Below are 558 nucleotides of genomic sequence, written 5' to 3'. Positions count from 1 at the left end.
TTTTATTGCTTCAAGGCCAATTTCTATTGCTTCCTCCATGCTCATATTTTCCTTATAATTCTTTTCAAAATATTCAATTGCAGCATCCCTTCCCTCTCCCTCAGCGGTTGCTTTATATTCAACCATCGCCCCACTTGGGTCAGTTGCAAAAAGATGAGCTCCAGTTTCATCTATTCCTCCAATAAGTAAGGCGGTTCCAAAAGGACGAACCCCTCCATATTGAGTATATGTTTGCTTGAAATCGCATATTTTTCTTGTCAGGGCCTTGACTTGTATTGGCTTCTCATATGTTAGCCTATTTATCTGTGCCTCAATTCTTGCTCTCTCTACCAGAGCTCTTGCATCCGCAACTAGCCCTGAAGTAGCACATCCGATATGCTCATCTATCTTGAATATCTTTTCTATTGAAGCTGGCTCTATCAGGCGGGATGTGATTCTTTTATCAACTATAAGAGCAACTCCTTTTTTGAATTTTATTCCAACAGTAGTTGTTCCTCTTTTCACCGCTTCTCTTGCATATTCTACCTGAAACAATCTTCCATCCGGGCTAAATACTGT

1 protein-coding gene is annotated in these 558 nt (G+C 40.3%); it reads right to left on the bottom strand.

What is annotated here, in order from left to right; genetic code table 11:
- On the bottom strand, positions 1–558 hold a 558-nt coding region (gene psmA, locus H5T44_06460), incomplete at both ends, for an archaeal proteasome endopeptidase complex subunit alpha (GenBank protein ID MBC7081861.1).

The organism is Thermoplasmatales archaeon (assembly GCA_014361195.1).
GTDB lineage: Archaea > Thermoplasmatota > E2 > UBA202 > JdFR-43 > JACIWB01.
Note: the sequence above shows the minus strand (reverse complement) of the source record. Positions and strands in the feature narration are given on the sequence as shown.